Source organism: Mesorhizobium sp. WSM4837, from assembly GCF_055811435.1.
Window position 1 is genome coordinate 1 of sequence record NZ_JBVVQE010000145.1, and the last position, 5625, is coordinate 5625.

The 5625-nt window shown below is 60.5% G+C and carries 1 protein-coding gene and 4 pseudogenes; 2 read left to right on the plus strand and 3 right to left on the minus strand.

The window, feature by feature from the left end; all coding sequences use genetic code 11:
* Nucleotides 1–139, minus strand: a pseudogene (locus AC0L3D_RS35950) (IS6 family transposase); the annotation flags it as partial.
* A 72-nt stretch (nucleotides 140–211) separates the two neighbouring features.
* Here AC0L3D_RS35950 and AC0L3D_RS35955 point away from each other — a divergent pair.
* Nucleotides 212–706, plus strand: a pseudogene (locus AC0L3D_RS35955) (IS5/IS1182 family transposase); the annotation flags it as partial.
* A gap of 104 nt (nucleotides 707–810) precedes the next feature.
* Here AC0L3D_RS35955 and AC0L3D_RS35960 read toward each other — a convergent pair.
* On the minus strand, nucleotides 811–1230 hold the full coding sequence (locus AC0L3D_RS35960; protein WP_473647448.1) for a hypothetical protein: 420 nt from the start codon (nucleotides 1228–1230) through the stop codon (nucleotides 811–813).
* A 216-nt stretch (nucleotides 1231–1446) separates the two neighbouring features.
* Between AC0L3D_RS35960 and AC0L3D_RS35965 the strand changes: the two are divergent.
* A pseudogene (locus AC0L3D_RS35965) lies at nucleotides 1447–1590 on the plus strand (transposase domain-containing protein); the annotation flags it as partial.
* A 293-nt stretch (nucleotides 1591–1883) separates the two neighbouring features.
* Here the strand turns inward: AC0L3D_RS35965 and AC0L3D_RS35970 are convergent.
* Nucleotides 1884–2868: pseudogene (locus tag AC0L3D_RS35970) on the minus strand (IS110 family RNA-guided transposase); the annotation flags it as partial.
* Nucleotides 2869–5625: the final 2757 nt, after the last annotated feature.

A 5625-nucleotide genomic window follows, 5' to 3' on the forward strand; every position in this document is an offset into this window, starting at 1 on the left:
GATGGATCGTCGAATGATCGACGCTAATGCCACGCTCGGCCATCATCTCCTTCAAATCGCGCAGGCTCAGTCCATATGCCAGATACCAGCGAACGCACACCAGGATGACCGATCGGTCGAAATGCCGGCCTCTGAACATCACAAACCTCTGAAAAAATGTCGGAGGTCACTTGCCAGACAACCCGTAACGAAAAAGTTTGCAACAGAACCGTTCGGCGTCAAGGTCTCCCTCGCCACCCCGCTGCAGCGCAGCCGCGGCGGCCAGTTCGTCGCCCATGTCAAGGCGCTGCCCGGCAATCCTTATGACGGCCACACGCTGGCCACCATCATCCCGGCAATCGAGGACACCATCGGCGTCAGCCTCGGCAAGATCGTCACCGATGCCGGCTATCGCGGCCACAACGCCCCGAAGGGCAAGATGTTCAAGGTCCATGTCGCCGGCTACAAGCGCGGCCTCACCAAGGTCGTCAATCGGGCGCTGCGACGCCGGGCCGCCGTCGAACCCGTCATCGGCCATCTCAAGAACGACCACCGTATGGGCCGCAACTTCCTGGTCTTCTCCGAGGGCGATGCCAACAACGCTGTGCTTGCCGCCGTCGGCTACAACTTCAGCCTCCTGCTCAACTGGCTGAGGCTTTTGCGTGCCTTCCTCCTGGCGCTGTTCGCCATCCCCGCAGCGCCGCCGATCCAGCCACGAACAGCCTAATCACCGCCTCTGACGATCCAACCGGCGGACGCCCATTTGCCAGCCCCGTCTTTCCGGCCCTAATCGCAACCGCGGTCAGCGAAATCGACGTTCTTCACAGCCGACTAACCGATGACGATCTCCGGGGTGAGCGCTGCAAACCCATCTGCGCCAGCCGGACAGACCTCCTGCAGAAATCGGCGTGAGAGCAGCTTGTGGCTTTCCACCGTCGAGGCGGCGAGCCCTCTCTCATTCGTGAGGTAAGCCGCGAACACATCAACAATCTGCTCGTACTCCGTGCGCTCAATCGGAAGGGCGGTTCGTATCAAACCTTCTTGCCGTAACGCGGCAAGCAAGCGCCGGAGCGCCGATCGGTCGCCCGAATCGATGCTCCAGTGTTTGGAACGGTGCTCAAGAAACCGCTCAACATGAACTTCGCTTAAATCCTGGAGATCGTGCCCGTAGCCGACATGCCAGTCTCTCAGCTCACGAAATAGGCTTAGCGATCGCCAGGTGCATTGCCGACCGAAGCCTTCGTCGGACAATCTGCCCGCATAAACGCGTGCAAACTCGCCATATGGCCCGTGGATCAGCTTCCGATACAGTGACTGCGTTGCAGATAGTCACTTGCGTTCATGTGTCCTCTCCTTCGCGTCAATTGCGACGGAGAGAGCCTAAGCTATGCCGATCCAGCTACCGCTACGTTGAGGAAAGTGTTGGTAAAAACTTGCTCACTCGGCATAGTTCGACGGTCGGCATAAACCAGCAAGCTCAATGGTGTCGAACCGCTCGGCTATCTCGCCGATGTCCTCACCAGGATCGTCAACGGCCACCCCAACAGCCAGATCGACGATCTCCTGCCCTGGGCCTACATCTGTGCGCCCGAACTCAGGGCCGTGGCCTGAGAACAGCGCTCTGATGTCCGCTGTCAAGGTTTGGAACGCAGGAGGTCGCCCGATCCGGGGAACGGCTGCTCATTCTGATGAGCGCGCATGGGTGGAGGCGGAACTGAAGGACGTCGGTGATCAAGCTCTGATGCGCGGGTTGGCTACCGCATTCCCGATTGTGCGTCCGGGGCTGTTCCTATCTTACTGCGGGCGTCGGTCAATTTGCCGGCCACAAAGCGTCTGACGGGCATTTCCCCTGCCGTGGTCCCGCCTCCGCCCATGCGCGAGGTGTACACTGCCGCGGCGAGCGATCAGGTGGAGCGTGCCTCCCTGGCGACGGCCCACATGAAGCCGACTAGTTCGCGGGCGATCGCCGTGCAGACCATCGTCGTTCGCTTGCCTCGCGCAACCAGCTTTCGATAGCGGGTCGTCAGGCGGGCCTGAGCCTTCCATGCGGTCACGGACTTTCGGCGGTGCCTGCTCCAACCGGTACAGCTTCGCCTTGCCGATCCGCGGTGGATGTCGATAGGTCCAGGCGCTCTCGACCAGCATGTGGCGAACGCGGCCATTGCCTGCCTTGGTGATGCCGCCACGCCTGATTGTCTCTCCAGTCGATCGCTCGCCGGGAACGAGGCCGAGATAGCCCATGAGCTGGCGAGGGCTCTCAAAACGGCTTACGTCGCCGACCTCGGTGGCGAACGTCACGGCGACGATCAGATCGACCCCACGCAATGTCTGGAGCGCTCGCACGATCGGCGCCAGCGACCAGTTCGGGATGAACTCTTCGATCACGCGCTCAAGCCGTTCCACACGCTCTTTCGAGACGCGCACCGCTTCGACCATTTCCTGGAGCGCGATCTGATGTGCAGGATAATCGAACCGCTGCTCCTGCAACCAACGCAGGTAGCGCATGGTCCAGTTCTTCGTGCGCGGATAGGCACGCCCATGCTTGAGCATGAAAGCGCTCACCTGCTGGCGATGGACCCGCAGCGTCTCAACCGCGGCTGCCCGGGCGCGAACGAGATCTCGCATGGCTTCGTGATCTTCATCGGGAACCCATACCGCCGTCAGTTCGCCGGCGCGCAGCAGCCTTGCCAATGAAAGAGCATCCCGGCGGTTCGTCTTCACCCGATCGCCAGGCTTCCTTGGAATCAGCGATGGCGCGACCACGGTGCATTCATGGCCAAGGGAACGGATCAGCCGATAGAGACCATAGCCGGTTGGGCCCGCCTTTTCGTGCAGCGAATGCGCCCATTGGTGCGCGCCGGATCGGCCGGGATGTTTGGGGCTGGCATTTTCAGGCGGTTCGCTGAACACCCTGCGCTGGGCGACAATTCCCCGGTAGCGGCCTTGATGAACAAGGCCCATCACGGGCGTCGCCTAGACATCACCGCTGGTGAGGTCGCGCAATGCGCTGGCCAATTGGTCGATCTGATCAAGCTTGCCGAGGACATGCGTGAAGAATGCTATCGCTGGCGCCGGCGGGACGCCCCAGAAGCGAAGCAGAAGTTTGAGGCGCCGGCCGCGATCGACTTTACTTCGCTTGCCACACCGCGGGTCGTCATCTGTCCTGACTTGGCGGCCTTTACCCGGCACCGGGCGGCTGCGGGAACCCAGGAAGGCAGAGCTCCCGCCAAACCCAGCAGCGCGGCGCGGTTTCCGAAACGTCCAGTCACGTTTGCAACGCGCGTGTTGGAATCGGTGAATCTGCGACACATTACCGCCACGGTTTGGCCACGAAGCTGCCACAACTTCCCACGACATAGCCGGCGTTGCCTGAGACGGTTCGGTCCGGCACCGGCTCAACCAAGCCCCCCCGCCCAAGTGTCAGTGCCGGATCGAACCACTTCCTTCTTGAGGGACTCAGGTCCGAGCCCGAATGCGCTCAGCAGAAGCAAGCTGATCCGCTTCATTGACGCGCGGTTTCCCAAATCGCACAGGGCAGACCTGTACAGCAACAATGGTTTGAGGCGCGCCTCGGCTTCAGGCGAGAGGCAACTCTTGCCGGCTCCCCGATGCCTTTTCTGTGAGAGGCTCCTTCAAAGTAGCAAACTGATGCTGGTCGCTAAGCAGGCTATGCATACCCGTCGCCGCTGTCGGTGCTTCGATCATAGTTGGTGTCCTCAACTGTGTCTGATGATCCAACGATCACGTCGATGTTGCAGTGATCGTGGTAGATCTCGGTCTCTGTGCCTGGCTCTGACTTTAGATCGACTCCCTGTCCCGATCGTGGTCGAATGAATTTTGGAACCGAGTACAGCCACGTCCGAGGCTTCCCCACGTGAAAACACGCTGACCGTCTATGTTGCTCTGCGCATCGGGGGCGCCCGGGACGTGAAATGCCGCTTTGTAGGATCGGCCTCTAACGATATCAGGCCTCCGTCCCTCTGTTCCAACCTCTGGTAGCCGGACAAAGTCGACAGCGCGACCGACGCAATGATGCCTGTCATGTCCATTCCTGGGTTGCCCTCTCGGTGTATCGCGGTTCCGTGCAATCTTTGAGGATCATCTGCTGCACTGAGCGTGCCAAAAGAAAAAAGCTTTCAACTACACGGTTGTGGGCCGCCCATGTCAGTCGGACCTCCGACATTGTTGCACAGCCAACACTCACGTCCTGGCTGGCCATAAGGCTTGGATCTTCGGTCGCGACCACGCAAGCCCAGAGCCGCCTCGGCGACGAGGCGCGGGGGCATCGGCAAAAGACGCAACAAGGACCGTGCACATGCTAATCATTGCGGTCGGATGCACTCGAGATCTGGCGTGAAAGTTTGCGTAGATCCTTTGCCCTGGCATTGCGCAGAAATGGGGATGGTGAGAGCGTGCTAATGCCCGATCGCGACCGTAAGCTGAAACGTCCTTGAGCCTTGATGGGGCGTTCAATTCGGGCTGTGCCCAGAACAGGCATGGTGTCGGCCAGGATGGCTGCATTCGCTCACTCATGCAATCGCGTCTGACAAGCAGTGCGCGTCGGCACCACTTGCACCTTCCTTCATCCCCTTGCACCCGATCGTGTAGGACCATGCACAATTGGCCCCAGGTGCAGCGTGAAGAAACTGACCGTCTTTGGGGAATTGAAAATTTCTGTGAGCCCTGGTTCGTCGAGGGCGTGGAAGGCGAGGGGTGTTGCAGCCAAAGCAAGTGATGTCGATGGTGCGCCTGCATCGATGCGATGGGGGCAGCGCGGCAATTGCAGCCGGTCATGTTGCTGCGGAGGTGGCGCTGAATATGCCGTCCGTTCCGGGGGGCTGCGCCAGGCGACTCCCGTTGATAAAACCCCCGCATAAAGGCAATGAAGGCGTCGCGATCGCCCAGCCGACGGTTGGCTCGCCGGCGGCTGGTGCTAACGACCGCGGCACGCGTAGACGACAGGCAGCCGCGTCGAGGACGGGACGGCATAGCGCGATGCCGTGTTGCCCGCCCGCGCGTTTTTTTCTCGTCGGACCTTGCTCCTCGCTTGGCGCGAGCTGGGTCGAAAGATTCCCACGAGCCTGCAGCGGGAATGCCTTGATGTGGCATGGCACAGTGATGCTAGGCGCGGCGCCGCGCAATTGCCGGTCAGGTCGCGACTGTTTTCCTTGCCGAGGCAGCACGACAACTCGGCCGCGGCTGATCAGCCGGAGTGGGCGATCCTCCTCATCGAAACCCTCGAGCATGCAAACCTGCGCTCAAAGGAGAAGCTGCTGCGGGGGACATTCATGCCGGCCTCTTGCAAGGACCAAAGAGTCGGCGACGGCGTGCCATTCATGCCTTCAGGCAGAACTCACTCATCGCATTAGATGCCAGCCTCACCGTCTTTGGCTTGGACGGGGCTGGGAACCTTCTGCCAGACTACAACTGTAACATCATATCGGTTCAGCAGGTCAAGCTTCGGTGGTAACCCATGGTGTAGAATAATGACTTTGGAGACCGAGCAATGGATCGCGATAACAAACGGGCACGCGCAGCTGCAAGTTCATCCCAAGACAGGGAACCCCGTAACATCCTGTCCCTTCCAGAGGGGGCATTAAGCGAGGTAGCAGAACGGCTGGTAACCGCTAACCCGCGCGATACAGC